Origin of the sequence: Dyadobacter sp., assembly GCF_017744695.1 — a bacterium.
In the GTDB taxonomy this organism is placed as follows: domain Bacteria; phylum Bacteroidota; class Bacteroidia; order Cytophagales; family Spirosomataceae; genus Dyadobacter.
This window is the reverse complement of the sequence record NZ_JAGIAS010000003.1, coordinates 205118-219318: the sequence shown is the minus strand read 5'-3', so window position 1 is coordinate 219318 and position 14201 is coordinate 205118. Positions and strand designations below refer to the sequence as shown.

Here is a 14201-nt window from a genome sequence, read left to right as displayed (position 1 = left end):
TGACTCAAATCTTTGCCTGAAACCCATTACCCAGCCATGAATTTAGCCGATATCGCCGCACTACGCCTTGCTAACCAACACGTTTTGAATCCTCGTTTCTCCGATCCCGCCGAATTGGTCGCCTGGATGGGCGCGGTGCAGTCGCAGGACTTTGCGATGGCGAAATGGGCGTTGGGCATGCGGCTTAAAAAAGCCACCGATGCCAGCGTGGAGCAGGCGATCGACACCGGAAGTATTATCCGGACGCATATCATGAGGCCTACCTGGCATTTTGTGGCCAAAGAAGACGTTCGCTGGATAATGGACCTGACCGCGCCGCATGTTTACAAGCTCGCCGGCACGATGTATCGTCAGCTGAAACTGGACGATGCTGTTTTCAGGGTTACCAACGACCTGATCGGTAATTTGCTGGCCGACGGTGCGGAGCTGACGCGCGAAGAAGTCATTGCGGAGGTAAATAAGGCAGGTATTGAAACCGACAACCTTCGTGCGACGCACATTATGTTTCAGGCGGAGCTGGATAAGATCATCTGCAATGGCGCGCGGCGCGGGAAGAAGTTTACGTATGCATTATTCGATCAAAAGGTGCCAGCTTCGGCACCATTGAAACGGGAAGAGGCATTGGCGGCGTTGGCCAAACGGTATTTCACAAGTCACGGCCCGGCAACGGTACAAGATTTCGCGTGGTGGAGCGGCCTGTTATTGACCGATTCGAGGCTTGCTTTTGAGGCCGTCCGTGCAGAGTTTGAAACAGCTCATGTCGATGGACGTGAATACCTCTTTAAAGCAATTGCTGAACAACCCAAAGTACACGGGAAAGCAATACTCATTCCCGCTTTCGACGAGATTACAATCAGCTATGCCGACCGTAGCGCGGCTGTGGATGAGGTGGTTGCCCAAAATCCCGAATCGGGAGGCGGCATTTTTAAACCGGTAGTCATGGTGAAAGGGAAGGTCGTGGCAGCCTGGCGACGGACAGAGAAAAAGGAGGCTGTTCATATTGAACTGTCCCGTTTAGCCAAAATGTCCACGGCTGCCGAGAATTCTCTGGAAGCAGCTGGTGCCGCGTATGCACGGTTTATCGGCAAAAAGAATGCGGTATTTCAATAAGACTCCCATCAAAGCATTCGCTCGATTTTGTAATACTCGATGTGTTCTTTAAAAAAAGGTTGAGAGAATTTTTTGAAGCCCAAGCGTTCGTAAAAGCCGAGCGCGTCCGTGCGGGCGTCACACCACATGCGTGTGTATCCTTGTGTTTGCGCGTACCTGATCGCATGTTGGAGGAGTTTGGAACCCAGTCCTTTTCCCTGAAAGCCGGGCAACGTCGCAAACTTGCGGAATCGGATACCCTGGTCATCCCCAAACAATGAAATAACAGACACCAGTTTACCCTCAAAATACAAGCCGAAATGGGTACCGCTTTCATCCTCGGGAACTTTTACGAACTCGCGCGGCTTGTCCGGCCAGAGTACCCGATGCCGGATTTCCATCAGATCGTCGGCATTAACTTTTTGAATTTCAATTGAATCCATTTCTTTTATTTAATACAAAAAATAACTAACTACACAAGCCCTTCCGACAAAAATACGCCTTATCCAACCCGCAACAACATGACGCAGCCGGCCGCATTGCAAAAAGAAGAACGATTGTTCTGGTCGACAGGACTCGGAACCGATGTGTGGCAAATGTTCTGTGCTGCCCGCGACGGCGACCTGGATAAGGTGAAAAAGCTGCTGGCCAAAGACGCCTCACTCGTGCGCGGCGCTTACGACTACCGAACACCGATGTCGTTCGCAGTGGCTAACGACCGGCTGAAAGTGGCTGAATATCTGTTGCGGCACAGTGCAAGTCCGGTGGACTCCGGCACGGGCGATCCGCTTATTCAAATGGCGCGTGACCGCGGGTTCGGCGCAATGGAGGGATTGCTGGAACGGGCGTTGAACCGTCACAAAGGCTCGGAAGCTGGTAAAAAAATTGCGGCAGTCATCAGAAGCCGCGATTTCACTGCTTTCAATACATTACTGAACAGCTCCGAAGAATACATTCACGCTACGGATGACGAAGGGAACCAGCCCATTCATTGGGCTACGATGTCGCGCCAGCCGGAGATGATCGACGCATTGCTGGACCGTGGGGCGGATATCAATGCCAAACGGCCCGACGGTGCGCGCCCGATCCAGCTGACCAACGGGGACTATTCTTACCGCGGCTGGCGTGATGTTCCCGAGGATTGGCCATTGAAACCGAATGATATATACCAGCACCTCGTAGGCAAGGGGGCATATGTGGACATTTGCATGGCTGCATTGAAGGGCGATGAGGCGAGGGTAAGGGCATTGTTGGAATTGGATCCGTCGCTTGCCAACAAGCCTTCCGAATATGTGACTTACTACGCCGGCTCGGGTACACCGTTGAAAAACGCTGCCATGGCCGGACGGATGGCGATCGTGAAACTGTTGCTCGAAAGGGGGGCTGATCCCAATTTGCCCGAGGAAGGCATAGCGCCAATGGGTCATGCATTACATTCGGCGGTGGTGTACAACCATATCGAAATCGTAAAACTGCTCCTTGAACACGGTGCATATCCTAATGTGCCGGTCGAAAGTTCTGCGGATTCGCTCACAGCGGCTTTGGAACGGGATGATAAAGCGATGATCAACTTGCTATGTTCATATGGAGCAGCGCGGTCGCTCGATTTGCTGGCGCATTATGGTGATATCCATACGGCTGCGGCAGTTTTGAAGGCTAACCCTGCGCTTGCGAACGATGCGTCGGCCCTGGAAACGGCGGCCGGGCAGGGAAACGAGGATTTTGTTCACCTGATGCTGCATTATCAACCTGATCTGGCCAAACAGATTGCCGTGGGCGTACGGAGCCAGGGCCCGCAGGATGCGATCAAAAGTCGCAAGCTTACCGAGTTCCTCTTTGAGCGCGGCATGAACCCTAATGCCAGGAACTGGCTTGGAATTACGCCCCTGCACCGGTTTGCCGAACGGGGCGATATCCACAACACCGGGCTGTTTCTCGAACACGGTGCCGATATTGATGCGATCGACGAGCAGCATTGCACCACGCCCCTTGGATGGGCCGCGAGAGCGGGCAAAACCGAAATGGTACGGTTCCTGCTCGAAAAGGGCGCTAATCCGCATTTACCGACTGACAAATCCTGGGCGCGCCCTCATGCGTGGGCGGAGAGGCGCGGGCATAAGGAGGCGCTTGAATTGCTAAAACTATAACGTGCGCCCCATGCAAACCGAAAATGACAAGCCCGAGCCGTTCCTATCCCATGCCGAACCGGTATTGTCGGTTAAAGATGTAGCGGAGACCGTTAAATACTGGCATGAAATACTGGGTTTTCCCGGCCACTGGACCTGGGGCACTCCGCCCAATCACGGGGGTGTTTCATGGCACGGTACGTTCATTCAATTCTCGCAGGACAGGGAGGCTGCCGAAAGGATGCGTGGACAGTGTGTGTGGATCAGGGTTAAAAATATCCGGGAACTATACCAATTGCACCAGGACCGGAAGGCTGAGATTGTCATGCATTTGGAGAAGCAGCCCTGGGGGTTTGATGAGTATGTAGTCAAAGACCTCAATGGCAGCTATATTACCTTCGCTGCTCCCGCCACTTCCGGCGAGCATAAGTCGCAACAGTTACCGGCTCCTGTAAGGACTCTGGGGCGTGCGCTCACAACCGATGAATACCGCAAACTTGCCGAATCGGTAGGGTGGTCGGGTACACAAGCGGACGACGTACTTCAGCAGAAGCTCGACGCTACACTTTTTACAGCAGTTGCCGAAAATCCGGAAACGGGCGAAGCGATCGGTTGCGCGCTGGTGTTGGGTGATGGCCTTAGCTTTTTTTACATCAAAGACGTGATGGTCCATCGCGATTGGCAACGAAAGCAGGTCGGTTCGGCAGTTATGAGAGAGGTGAAGCGTTGGCTGGATGCAAATGCCCCTCAGGGAGCTTTGGTTGGCCTTTTCACCGGGCACGGACTGGCACCGTTTTACCAGCAAACAGGCTTTGGCGAGGCCTTCGGTATGATCCGCATTATCGACCGATCGCAATTGGGGTAAGGTTGTGCGTTGAAACAACCTTACCCCTTCAGATAGGTTAAGCCTATTTCAGGTCACTACCATCCGAAGCCATAGTCTTCCCCATGGTTACTCGATCCTCCCCAAAAGCTGCCGTGCTGCCAGTCGAAATAAATGGCGTTGATCGGGCCGCTGGTGCGGGGTTGGTAGCTGAGTTTATAACCCATCCGGGAGAGTTCTTTTCGCGTCCAGTCAGGCATGGATTGATTGAGTATCAGTCCTCCCGGGTCTTTTTCATGCTCGCCGAAGCTGGCATACATCTGCAAAGTCTTGAAACTGGGAGCTTCGGTTGCTTCCTGCACCGTCATTCCAAATTCTACGACATTCAAAAAGAATTGCAGAAGTAACTGGTCCTGTTCATCGCCGGCCTGTTTGGCGAACGACAGGAATGGTTTGCCGTCTTTCATCGCGAGGCTGGGGGTGAGGGTAACCCTCGGCCGTTTGCCAGGTTCTACCACATTGAAAGGGTTCTCGCGCGGATCGAGCACGAATGACTGCATACGCTGGCTCAGGCCCACACCGGTGTTCCCCGCAATGCATGCGGGCACCCAACCGCCGCTCGGCGTAATACTCACCACCCAGCCTTCTTCGTCAGCCGCCTCAACAGACGTGGTACCTGCTGTAAATTCCTCCATAAATTTTTCGTCGAGGCCGTTCGCATTGCGGTTCAGCGACGCCTGGAAATTGCCCCAGTTCCTGATCTGTTCAACAAAAGGATTCTTTTTGCCTTCAAAAGGATACGGGTCGCCTGGCAATACTTTTGCATCGTTACGTTCCCAATTGATCTGCTTTAACCTTTCCTTCGCATATTCTTTAGAAAGTAAGCCCTTCATCGGCTCTTCCGGTGCAAATGCCGGATCACCATAGTAAAAGTCGCGGTCGGCAAAGGCCAGGTTCATGACCTGGTACAATGTATGCACATAGCGCGAAGAGTTGTATCCCATGCCTTTCAAATCGAGGTTTTCCAGCATATTCAATGCTTGCAACATAACCGGTCCCTGCGTCCATTGCTGCATTTTATATACTTCGATCCCCTTATAGTTTGTCATCAGCGGCTCCTCGATCTTGACCTTCCAGTTAGCCATGTCCTGTTCGGTGATAAGGCCGCCCTGCTCCTGGCAGCCGCGGGCGATCTCCCCGGCAATATCCCCCTTGTAGAACCGGTCGTAGGCCGCATAAATGGCTTCCTTGCGGTTTTTACCGCTTTTCAATGCGAGTTGCTCGGTATCTACCAGTTTTTGCAATGTCGCCAGCAGATCTTTCTGAACGAATATCTCTCCTGCGTCCGGCGCTTCCCGTTTCCGGCCCAGGTGGGGAAGGAACACCTTGGTTGAGTAAGGCCATTTTTTAATCTGGTCTTTACCCTTTTCGATGGAATTAGCCGTTTGCGCTTCGATCGGGTAACCTTCGGCCATTTGCATCGCCGGAGCGAGGACTTCTTTCAGGCTCATTGTACCGTATTCGGCCAGCATGGTCATCAGGCCTCCGGGCGTTCCTGGTGTAGTAGCAGCCAGCGGTCCGTATTCGGGCGGGTATTTCATGGCCTTCTTCTTGAAAAAATCGGCCGTGGCGCCAGTCGGGGCGACGCCCATCGCATTGATAGCGATCACCTTTTTGGTTTTGGGATTATAAATCAATGCCTGCGTTTCACCTCCCCAGCTTAATACATCCCACATCGTGCAGGTGGCCGCGAGCATGGCGCAGGACGCATCGACAGCGTTACCACCTTTGCTGAAAATCATGGTCCCCGCTGTTGCAGCCAGCGGTTTGCCGGTAATTCCCATCCAATGCTTGCCATGCAGCGGCGGTTTTTGGGTGGTTACCGGAAAATTGTTGAAAGACTGTGAAAAGGCCGCGAAGCTACCAAACAGCAGTCCAAGCGTTGAGCGTAAAAGGAGTTTTGGTTTCATAAAACGTGGTTAGGAATTTCAAGCTATCGGTCCATCGCGAATCGCATTTCCTTCGAAATGCCGCAGCCCGATACCCGAAGATACGAAATAACCACGTCAGACAGACCTTAAAAGTAGCCCCTCATCATTTTGTTAGTCGGATATCCCTATACGTCTCAACCCAATCAAAACAAGGTTGCCTGTACAAATGCCTGATCCGGCAAACCCAGTAACGGCATCCGTGCGATTTCCCGGCATTTGGAGCCGCTGATGAGGGATCGTTTGAGCAGGATCATTTCGGTAACACGGAATGACGAACGGAACTTCTTGTTCATCCATTCTCTCGCGGCGCTGTTTACCTGCATCGGGGTCATTCTACGGGCGACTGTGACGTGGGGATCCGTACAGAACCTGAATTCGCCGGAAGCCCATTTGGAAAGGTGGTCCAACGTTTCGCTTTTAAGTGTTTTGACCAGCCCGTTGATACGCTGTGATGAGTCCTCTTCCAGATCTACATAAAAGGTGCCGCCTTCGTATTTATTAAAACCATCCAGTTCGATGCGGAATGGCGCCATGTGCCGCGCTACCTTTTCAAATCCCTGAACAACCCGTTCGAGTTTGTATTCGTGGATAATGCAGTTGAAAAGCGTCAGGTGAGGGCGGAGATTAGCCGCCTGCTCGCAGCCATAGGCTTTTTGAAAATACTGTTTGACGCTCCCGATCGCGGCTTCTGTTACCGGATCACAGGAAAAAACCAGGAGATACTCATAGAGATGCTCCCGGATGTTCCTGATCGTACTCAAATCGTTGTTGTTGAAGTGAATAGATTTCATGTTGATGAAGTGTAATAAAATTTTTGTACTAAAAATTTCATTGGTAAAAATAATAAAGATATTTTAAATACCAAACTATTGATTTTAAAAATATCAACATTTTTATTACAAATGCCGTTTCTTGAATTCTGACGGATTTTCGCCGACAGTTTTCCTGAAAAGTTTATTGAAGTAGGAGAGGCTTTCGAACCCGACAGCGAAGCATGTTTCTGAAACTGAGCGGTCCTGCAGTAAGAGGTTCTTGGCCTGATTGACCCGGTATTGGTTCACGAAATCGGTGAACGTCATGCGTGCATTGGCTTTGAAAAACCGGCAGAATGCAGGCGTTGTCAGGTTGACGGCCGCCGCAACTTCATTCACATCGGGTGTGCGGTCGAAGCGGGCTTCCACATAAGCATATACCTGTTGCATACGCATTTGCTCCTTATGGAAAGATTTGCTGCCGACGGGTTTGGGATTCAATACGATGGCTTCGGCCGACTCTGCCATGATTTTCAGAATGCTTAGAAGAGCCAGTAACTGTTCGAAAGGAGGTAACGCGGGTATTTGTTTCAGTTTTTGTCCCACCACACGCTTGGTGTCACCGGAGAATGACAGACCGTGATGCGACTGTTCGAACAGCTGCCGGATGCTTTGCAGCTCGGGCGCGAGCAGGAAGTCTTTTCCCAGGAAATCTTCCCGCATTTGGATGATAACCTGCTCGCACCGGGTACGCACGCCGTAGTCGAAATTGAGGTGGGGAATATTCGGGCCGATAAAAACGAGGTCGCTCCCCTCGTACACCGATGTATGCGCCCCCACGTGACGCGTCCCACCCGAACCTTCTACGTACACAATTTCATATTCGGGGTGCAGGTGCCAGAGAAAGGTGTCGTTCAGACCGGGTGTAAGCAGGATCTTGAATGAACTTCCCTGATCGGGCTGAATAGCTTCGCGGATGATTTTCATCTGGACTAGGGTATAGTTGTTCCTGATTTGCCCGGGTTCGCCTTTGGTAGGCTATATTTTATCAATGCAGAGCAAAAATAGGTAATTGCAGCGGTAGTCAGAGTATTGATGGTGCATTAGTTTTGTTTTATTCAATCATGAAAAAATATTATTGATATGGAAACGAAAACAATGGCTACCATGGCACCTGCCAATGCGCACACCGATATTCCGGGAAATCCTTCGACTGCAAAGTCGAGCAATGTCAGGCTTAATGACCGGAGCAATGGTAAACCGCTTCGTTTGCTGACAGAGGAAGATTGGGATTTCTGGATAACCAATGGCTATATCGTCATCAAGGATGCCGTTCCGAAAGAGCAGGTCAAAAGACTGGCGGATTTTCTCTGGGAATTTGAGGAAAAGGACCCGAATGATCCCGAAACCTGGTACGCGCCTCCCCGGGCCGAGATGAAGATGAAAGAACTCACCAATACGGGGATGGTGGAGGTATATAACCATCAGTACCTGTGGGATAACCGCCAGTTCCCGAAGGTGCATGAGGCATTTACCGACATTTGGGGCACCGAAAAACTCTGGGTAACCATCGATCGTGCTAACCTAAACCTGCCGCTCCGGCCCGGATTTGAGTACAAAGGTTTCATTCACTGGGATTATGACCCCGAAACCAAACCGCAGAATGTGCAGGGCGTGCTGGCCCTGGCCGATCAGGACGATGAGAATATGGGCGGGTTTCAATGTGTGCCGGAGCTCTTCAGGACCTATGATACATGGAAACTGACACAGCCCGGGGATCGGAACCATTTTCAGCCGGATGTGACCGGGTTTGAAATTGTGAAGGTAAAAATGAATGCCGGCGATCTGCTGATATTCAACAGCTCCCAGCCGCACGGCATTCGGGCCAACCGCAGCAAGGACAAAGTCCGCCTTGCCCAATACATTGCGATGATGCCGGCTCAGGAAGACGACGAGGCATTGCGGCAATGGCGGATCCGATCCTGGCGGGAACGGGAAGCGCCGCAAGGATATGCCTTTCCGGGCGATCCCAGGAATTGGGAGCAAACGCGCTATCAAACGGCAGAATTGAGCGAACTGGGGCAAAAGCTGCTGGGACTGAAACGTTGGGATTGAGCCTCGGAATAATGTTGCTGAACCGGGTAATAATCTAAAATAGAGTGCGTTTTGATTTTGTAACCGCTAACAAACTTTCTTAACGTAAATCTGAACCCCTATGAAAGCGACTCTGCTCACGCTTGCATGCTTGTCGTGCGCCATGACGAATGGATTTACCCAAACAATTTACCGCGTTTCCGAGACGGCCGGCGAGTTTCTTGTCAGGGCACCGGATGCCCGGGCGGGTGGGATGGGCCATGCGGGAACAGCTACCAGCGGCGATGCAAATTCGGCATTCTGGAACGTGGGCAAGCTCACCGACGCCCCCGGAAATTTTGGCGCCTCGGCGACCTATTCGCCGTGGATGCCTTACATTATGAACAACGTCTGGTTGGGTTACGCGACCGGTTATAAGAAGCTGGGGAAGGGGCAGGTGGTGGGAGCTTCGGTCCAATATTTCAACGAACCAGTGATGATTTCGGTGCCTACACTATCTTCCGGCGAAGATATCGCACTCAGCGGATCGTATGCCAAACAACTGGGAGGCCATTTCTCAGCGGGCGTGACGCTCAAATATGTATCGTCGAATCTAGGAGGAAATGTTATTGTATCGGGGAATACCTTGAAACCAGCCCGAGCTGTGGCAGGTGACATCGGGTTTTATTACAAGAGCCACTCATCGGATGTGGACGGGCATGAAAACATGACTTGGACGGCGGGTGCCACACTTGTGAATATAGGTCCGAAGATGAGTTACGGAGCAGGTTATGAGTACTTTTTACCGACTACGTTGAGACTGGGAGGAGGCTTATCGTATACGGCCAATGGGCAACACAAGCTGAACGTGACCGCGGAAGCAGGGAAACTGCTGGTACCCACTCCTGTGCCGGGCCGGAATGTGAACCAGAAACCTTATCTGGAAGGCATTTTACAATCCTTCTCGGACGCGCCGGGTGGTTTTAAGGAAGAAATGCAGGAAATTGTAGTTTCGATGGGGGCGGAATACTGGTACCGAAACCGGTTCGCGCTCCGGGGCGGTTACCATGCCGAAAACAAGGAAAAAGGCAACCGCAAGTTCTTCACGACCGGTGCCGGCGTACGCTTCCTGAAACACTACTCGCTCGATTTCGCCTATCTGATCCCAACCGATCCGGGTAGCGCTATGAAGAATATGTACAAGGTGTCGGCTTCGGTCGATTTTTAGCGACGTTTTTACACACCTTTCAATGAATATTCCCGGATCAACAATTCGGCGGGAATGCGTAACAACTGGCTGAATTTCCGGATCATCGATAGTGAGAGGGCCTGTTTGTAATTTAAAACTTTACTGACAGTCCCTTTATCACCATATACCTGGGCCAGGTCGGCCGGCTTGTAGCCGAAATCTTCCATTCTTATCTTGATGACCTCAACCGGATCGATTTCGACATCAAAGTCATGCAGAGACTCATACTGACTGATTAGATGAACAAGAAGCATTTTTTCTCTATGCTCCTCAGAGCCTTTTGCGGAATATTTTACCTCATCGTAGCGACTCAGTGCTTTCTCGTATTCTTCTTCGGTTTCAATCAAATACCATTGTATCTTTTCCATTGCTCAGATTGTTTCTGCGTTAATATGATCATACTCTGAATGTGTTCCAACGAATCGTACTTCAACTGTCGAATCTTCGTAATCAACTTCAACTATCAAACGGTATTTATTCCCGCTGATCTTGAATCTGGCCCTGTTCCCTTTAATTAATTTGGCTGTCGGGAAATCAGACAGTATGTCTGCGTTTCGCTTCCATTCAGCATCCCTTACTATTTGTTTCCAAACCGCCATGCTTCTGGTTGCATCAGCGTGCTTTCGGACAAAGCGTTTTAGTAACAATCTTCGCGTAATTGTCATGATGCAGCTATGTGTTTATTCGAAGCTGCACCCCCCGCGTAATTTGTGTTACAAAATAAAACAAAAGTTGGTAATTTACCAACTTTTCCGGCCAGCATTTGCAGCACACCGCCGAATTCCATTTTCAATAATATTTCTTGAAAGTCGATTTGCCGTAATCCAATGACCGAGCGGCAGAAACAAACTTTCATCAGTTCAAACATGCATTCTGTCAGTTGAAACATGCTTTCCGGCATCAGGGAAGGAATGGGCTTCGGTGATGGCTGTTGAAATGAGAATTTTGTACTGCTATGAGGTACTTGCTGCTCGTTTTAATGGCTCTTTCACTGTGTGTTACGCATTCGTTAGCGCAAGCCGAATGGAGGCGTGTGGCTACTCGTGACGGGATCAAAGTGTACGCCAAAGCAGTGCCCGATTCGAAGATCAAAGCGATGAAGGCGGAATGTGTGCTGGATGCGGGCCTAGAAGAGGTAATAGGGTTACTGCTGGACGTCAGGGCCGCCGAGCGATGGGTATGCCACACTAAATCGTGCAGGCTCATCAAAAGAGTTTCCGACACCGAGTTGTTTTATCACACCGAGGTAAGTTTACCCTGGCCGTTGGATAACCGGGATTTTGTGACGCATTTGAGAGTGATAAGGGGTGAAAACACGCCTGTCGTTACCATTGAAGCACCGGCAGTACCGGGTGTTATGCCGGTGCGGGGAGGCATTGTGCGCATCAGCACTTCCATAAATCGTTGGACGCTGCACCCATTGCCGGATGCCAGGGTACGGGTCGAATACACGCTGCAGGTTGACCCGGGCGGTCACATACCTGCCCATGTTGTCAATATGTTCGCTTGCCGGGCACCGATCGAGACGTTTCAAAATATGCGGAAGGTGTTAGCGGAGCGGAAGGGCGATTAGTGACCATGGTCGGCGGTCAGTGCGGCGCAAGCCGCCCCACTTTGGCATACATTTTTTGAGATTTTTTATGATTATTTTTCTAAATTGGCGAAGGTAAATTTCAATGTGTTTTTGTGCATTGAAACTAAGGTTCTGAAATTCAAAGCAAAATATATAATCATGGGAAAAGGAAAAGATCTTTTCGGACACTACAATGATCTCGCCAAGGAAAAGGGCCCGGGTAGCGAAGAAAGTAAATATGCCGGCGTTCTTTTCCAGTCGCTTCTGATGCTTGGCGAGCGCCGTACTTTCGAGCTGCTCGAAGAGGCGGACGAGAAAGGCAAGAAGCTGAAATTGGAGTATAATACCAATGCAAAAGCCAGCTCGGCATGCCCGTGTGGCGTTACATTGACGTAGATTCAGAGGTAAAACATTCAGTAAAGACCTGGCGGAAAGAGACGAATCCGCCAGGTCTTGTCATATCATAGTACCGGCAGTTCATCAATTATTTCCGGTGTTTGGTACATCTGGCTCTCATTTCGCGCTTATTCCCGTAAATTGTAGGTTGTATCGCCTGTTGCCCGCATGATCGCCCAGCCTCATTCTGATCCGGATTTTGCTTCTTCGCCTGCGAGGGCGCATTGGTTTTTCAGGTATAAGCTCTATCATATTCCTTTCTGGATCGTTTACCACTATATATGGTGGGTGGTGGCGTTGGGGAATCCCGTCAAGGTGGTGGAAGCGCTGTTTACGGCCTCGGTGATCAAATTCCTGTTTTACGTGGTATGGCAGGCGCTGGCCGTTTATTTCAACCTGTACGTCCTCGTTCCTCGCTATCTGGAAAAGGGCAGGTATGTATTATTTCTGGTATTCTTGTTGCTGACGATCCTTGCAACCGCAGCCTTGATCGTGCCCGGCTATTACATTGTGGCGTGGGCTTCCGGGAAGACGGTGGAGGAGTTCTTCGGACCAGGTAACTATGCGTTTTTTCACATGATGCTTGGCGGCCCGTTGTCGTCGACGGTGGCGGCGATGACATTTGCGATGAGTATCAAACTAGCCAAAAACTGGCTCCAAACGCAGCGGAGGCAGCAAATGCTGGAAAAGGAGAAACTGGAAACAGAGCTGAACTTTTTGAAATACCAGTTTAACCCGCATTTCCTTTTTAACAGTATCAACTCGATCTTTTTTCTGATCCATAAAAACCCCGACATGGCGTCGGCGTCGCTGGCAAAGTTTTCGGAATTGCTGCGGCACCAGTTATATGAATGTAACGACCACCAGATTCCGTTGAGCAAGGAAATTGCCTATCTTGAGAATTTCATCGGGTTGGAAAAGCTGCGCCAGAACGACAACCTCGAAGTCGTTTTCGACGTGCAGGAACAGATTGATGGCCAGCCGGGCATTGCGCCGTTTATCCTTATGACTTTTATGGAGAACGCATTCAAGCACGTTTCCAGGCACCGGGAAGCACCCAACTGGATCCGAGGCGAATTGCAGTTCGATGCTGCGAGGCTGGTATTTAACCTCAGCAACAGCATTTCCGAAGAGGAAAATGACGAAGTGGTTAATTATGGCGGCATTGGTTTGAAAAATGTGCGGCGGCGGCTGGACCTGATATACCCAGGAAAATACAGGCTGGATACCTGGCGCGATACGGACCGGTTTATCGTTCGTTTTGAGGTGGAGCTTGAAACGCTGGCAATGACTGAAATGTCTCAAATGTCTTTAAATCAGGTTGGATAGATGATTAACTGCGTGATAATCGACGATGAGCCGCTGGCGCGGGAAGGACTGGCGGATTATGTGAAGGAAGTGGATTTTCTGAAACTGACGGGTGTTTGTGAAAACCCGGTCGAGCTTCTGAGCCTGATGGACCGGGAGCCGGTCGATCTGATTTTTCTGGATATTCAAATGCCTAAAATGAGCGGTATCGACTTCCTCAAAAGCGTGCAGAACCCGCCCATGGCCATTATTACCACCGCCTATCCAAGTTATGCGCTCGAAGGTTTTCAGCTCAATGTGATGGATTATCTGCTGAAACCGATCACTTTCGAGCGATTTTTCAAGTCGGCAGGCAAAGCCAGGGATTATCACAAGCTGCTAACCCAATCCTCAGCTTCGAAGACCGGTGAGGATTATTTTTTCATCAAATGCGGCAGCAAATACGAGAAGATTTTCTTCGACGATATTCTGTATATCGAAGGTCTGCAGAACTACGTCACGATTCACACAAGCAAAGGCAAGTACATTACGCTGCTCAATCTCAAACACCTCGAACAAAACCTTGATAGCCGGCATTTCATCCGCATTCACAAGTCTTACATTGTCTCGATTGGTAAAATTGAAGGGATCGACGGGAATGAGATCTTTATTCAAACCCACCGCATTCCGATCAGCCGTAACTACCGCGAGCAGGTCATCGAGCAGGTGGTGAACCGCAGGTTAATGGATAAGAACCGATAGCTCACACCGAAGCGGTGCGAGAAAACCTGCTATCAAAAGGGACAAAAAACTTTTGATCCGCGTTAACTTTGCAGGTGGCG

The 14201-nt window shown here is 50.5% G+C and carries 16 protein-coding genes; 9 read left to right on the top strand and 7 right to left on the bottom strand.

Going from position 1 to position 14201, the window contains the following annotated elements; translation table 11 throughout:
* Positions 1-36: 36 nt before the first annotated feature.
* Entirely contained in the window at positions 37-1110 is a 1074-nt protein-coding gene (locus J7619_RS12935; RefSeq protein ID WP_291198798.1) for a winged helix DNA-binding domain-containing protein, read from the top strand.
* A gap of 8 nt (positions 1111-1118) precedes the next feature.
* Here the strand turns inward: J7619_RS12935 and J7619_RS12930 are convergent, their stop codons facing one another.
* Positions 1119-1532, bottom strand: a complete 414-nt coding sequence (locus tag J7619_RS12930; RefSeq protein ID WP_291198796.1) for a GNAT family N-acetyltransferase — start codon at positions 1530-1532, stop codon at positions 1119-1121.
* Positions 1533-1610: 78 nt separating this feature from the next.
* Between J7619_RS12930 and J7619_RS12925 the strand changes: the two genes are divergently transcribed.
* Together J7619_RS12925 and J7619_RS12920 are read left to right on the top strand one after the other, a co-directional pair.
* On the top strand, positions 1611-3236 hold the full coding sequence (locus J7619_RS12925) for an ankyrin repeat domain-containing protein (RefSeq protein WP_291198794.1): 1626 nt from the start codon (positions 1611-1613) through the stop codon (positions 3234-3236).
* Between the two features lie 10 nt (positions 3237-3246).
* Positions 3247-4080: a GNAT family N-acetyltransferase gene (locus J7619_RS12920; RefSeq protein ID WP_291198792.1), complete on the top strand. Its 834-nt coding sequence runs from the start codon at positions 3247-3249 to the stop codon at positions 4078-4080.
* A gap of 56 nt (positions 4081-4136) precedes the next feature.
* Here J7619_RS12920 and J7619_RS12915 read toward each other — a convergent pair whose 3' ends face one another.
* The 3 genes from J7619_RS12915 to J7619_RS12905 form a co-directional block, all read right to left on the bottom strand.
* On the bottom strand, positions 4137-6008 hold the full coding sequence (locus J7619_RS12915) for a gamma-glutamyltransferase family protein (RefSeq protein ID WP_291198790.1): 1872 nt from the start codon (positions 6006-6008) through the stop codon (positions 4137-4139).
* A 164-nt stretch (positions 6009-6172) separates the two neighbouring features.
* Positions 6173-6820, bottom strand: a complete 648-nt coding sequence (locus J7619_RS12910) for a 2'-5' RNA ligase family protein (protein WP_291198788.1) — start codon at positions 6818-6820, stop codon at positions 6173-6175.
* Between the two features lie 105 nt (positions 6821-6925).
* Positions 6926-7768 carry an AraC family transcriptional regulator gene (locus J7619_RS12905; protein WP_291198786.1) on the bottom strand — a complete coding sequence of 281 codons (843 nt, stop codon included), beginning with the start codon at positions 7766-7768 and terminating at the stop codon, positions 6926-6928.
* Positions 7769-7924: 156 nt separating this feature from the next.
* Here J7619_RS12905 and J7619_RS12900 point away from each other — a divergent pair, with 156 nt between their 5' ends.
* Both J7619_RS12900 and porV read left to right on the top strand, forming a co-directional pair.
* Positions 7925-8896, top strand: coding sequence for a phytanoyl-CoA dioxygenase family protein (locus J7619_RS12900; protein WP_291198784.1), 972 nt, complete (start codon positions 7925-7927; stop codon positions 8894-8896).
* A gap of 100 nt (positions 8897-8996) precedes the next feature.
* On the top strand, positions 8997-10082 hold the full coding sequence (gene porV, locus J7619_RS12895; RefSeq protein WP_291198782.1) for a type IX secretion system outer membrane channel protein PorV: 1086 nt from the start codon (positions 8997-8999) through the stop codon (positions 10080-10082).
* An 8-nt stretch (positions 10083-10090) separates the two neighbouring features.
* Here the strand turns inward: porV and J7619_RS12890 are convergent, their stop codons facing one another.
* From J7619_RS12890 to J7619_RS12880, 3 genes are all read right to left on the bottom strand, one after another.
* Entirely contained in the window at positions 10091-10471 is a 381-nt protein-coding gene (locus tag J7619_RS12890; protein ID WP_291198780.1) for a type II toxin-antitoxin system HigA family antitoxin, read from the bottom strand.
* Between the two features lie 3 nt (positions 10472-10474).
* Positions 10475-10702, bottom strand: a complete 228-nt coding sequence (locus tag J7619_RS12885; RefSeq protein WP_291200346.1) for a type II toxin-antitoxin system HigB family toxin — start codon at positions 10700-10702, stop codon at positions 10475-10477.
* Positions 10703-10764: 62 nt separating this feature from the next.
* Complete coding sequence (locus tag J7619_RS12880; protein WP_291198778.1) at positions 10765-10971, bottom strand: hypothetical protein; 207 nt, start codon at positions 10969-10971, stop codon at positions 10765-10767.
* Between the two features lie 87 nt (positions 10972-11058).
* Here J7619_RS12880 and J7619_RS12875 point away from each other — a divergent pair, with 87 nt between their 5' ends.
* The 4 genes from J7619_RS12875 to J7619_RS12860 all read left to right on the top strand — a co-directional run bounded on the left by J7619_RS12875 (position 11059) and on the right by J7619_RS12860 (position 14121).
* Positions 11059-11676 (top strand): START domain-containing protein, encoded by a 618-nt coding sequence (locus J7619_RS12875; RefSeq protein ID WP_291198776.1) that lies wholly within the window; start codon positions 11059-11061, stop codon positions 11674-11676.
* A gap of 159 nt (positions 11677-11835) precedes the next feature.
* The gene (locus J7619_RS12870) at positions 11836-12072 is read left to right on the top strand and encodes a hypothetical protein (protein ID WP_291198774.1); all 237 of its coding nucleotides are present in this window, start codon (positions 11836-11838) and stop codon (positions 12070-12072) included.
* Positions 12073-12240: 168 nt separating this feature from the next.
* Entirely contained in the window at positions 12241-13401 is a 1161-nt protein-coding gene (locus J7619_RS12865) for a sensor histidine kinase (RefSeq protein ID WP_291198773.1), read from the top strand.
* Positions 13402-14121, top strand: a complete 720-nt coding sequence (locus J7619_RS12860; RefSeq protein ID WP_291198771.1) for a LytTR family DNA-binding domain-containing protein — start codon at positions 13402-13404, stop codon at positions 14119-14121.
* The last annotated feature ends 80 nt before the right edge of the window (positions 14122-14201 follow it).

Coding starts and splice junctions, on each gene's coding strand:
- J7619_RS12935 (WP_291198798.1), top strand. CDS start 37: ATGAATTTAGCCGATATCGCCGCACTACGCCTTGCTAACCAACACGTT.
- J7619_RS12930 (WP_291198796.1), bottom strand. CDS start 1,532: ATGGATTCAATTGAAATTCAAAAAGTTAATGCCGACGATCTGATGGAA.
- J7619_RS12925 (WP_291198794.1), top strand. CDS start 1,611: ATGACGCAGCCGGCCGCATTGCAAAAAGAAGAACGATTGTTCTGGTCG.
- J7619_RS12920 (WP_291198792.1), top strand. CDS start 3,247: ATGCAAACCGAAAATGACAAGCCCGAGCCGTTCCTATCCCATGCCGAA.
- J7619_RS12915 (WP_291198790.1), bottom strand. CDS start 6,008: ATGAAACCAAAACTCCTTTTACGCTCAACGCTTGGACTGCTGTTTGGT.
- J7619_RS12910 (WP_291198788.1), bottom strand. CDS start 6,820: ATGAAATCTATTCACTTCAACAACAACGATTTGAGTACGATCAGGAAC.
- J7619_RS12905 (WP_291198786.1), bottom strand. CDS start 7,768: ATGAAAATCATCCGCGAAGCTATTCAGCCCGATCAGGGAAGTTCATTC.
- J7619_RS12900 (WP_291198784.1), top strand. CDS start 7,925: ATGGAAACGAAAACAATGGCTACCATGGCACCTGCCAATGCGCACACC.
- porV (WP_291198782.1), top strand. CDS start 8,997: ATGAAAGCGACTCTGCTCACGCTTGCATGCTTGTCGTGCGCCATGACG.
- J7619_RS12890 (WP_291198780.1), bottom strand. CDS start 10,471: ATGGAAAAGATACAATGGTATTTGATTGAAACCGAAGAAGAATACGAG.
- J7619_RS12885 (WP_291200346.1), bottom strand. CDS start 10,702: ATGGCGGTTTGGAAACAAATAGTAAGGGATGCTGAATGGAAGCGAAAC.
- J7619_RS12880 (WP_291198778.1), bottom strand. CDS start 10,971: ATGTTTGAACTGATGAAAGTTTGTTTCTGCCGCTCGGTCATTGGATTA.
- J7619_RS12875 (WP_291198776.1), top strand. CDS start 11,059: ATGAGGTACTTGCTGCTCGTTTTAATGGCTCTTTCACTGTGTGTTACG.
- J7619_RS12870 (WP_291198774.1), top strand. CDS start 11,836: ATGGGAAAAGGAAAAGATCTTTTCGGACACTACAATGATCTCGCCAAG.
- J7619_RS12865 (WP_291198773.1), top strand. CDS start 12,241: ATGATCGCCCAGCCTCATTCTGATCCGGATTTTGCTTCTTCGCCTGCG.
- J7619_RS12860 (WP_291198771.1), top strand. CDS start 13,402: ATGATTAACTGCGTGATAATCGACGATGAGCCGCTGGCGCGGGAAGGA.